General features: G+C 43.8%; 1 protein-coding gene. It reads right to left on the bottom strand.

Annotation, left to right across the window (positions count from 1 at the left end; all coding sequences use genetic code 11):
* Nucleotides 1-189, bottom strand: a 189-nt coding sequence (locus B4K20_RS04880; RefSeq protein ID WP_289282075.1) for a hypothetical protein, incomplete at its 3' end; no start/stop codon positions are given.
* Nucleotides 190-235 lie beyond the last annotated feature (46 nt).

Genomic DNA, 235 nt, shown 5'->3' with positions numbered 1-235 from the left:
GGAGCTTCGTTCTGGATCTGCTCCAAGACAAAGAACAATGGCTTTGGAGATTTGCATTTCTAGCTCAGAGAAATTTAGAACAATTCGGCCGATAGCGGTCGAAAAAGAATCTGGATCGCCCGTTCGTTCTTCAAATGTAAAACTCGTGTGCTCTGGGTTGTAGTAATAATCTGAGCTATCAATTGTCATGCTAGTGACACCTAACAGTGTGCTTTATGAGGCCAGTGGCCTCATA

Source organism: Methylophaga sp. UBA5088 (assembly GCF_002414625.1).
GTDB classification, from domain to species: domain Bacteria; phylum Pseudomonadota; class Gammaproteobacteria; order Nitrosococcales; family Methylophagaceae; genus Methylophaga; species Methylophaga marina.
Note: the sequence above shows the minus strand (reverse complement) of the source record. Positions and strands in the feature narration are given on the sequence as shown.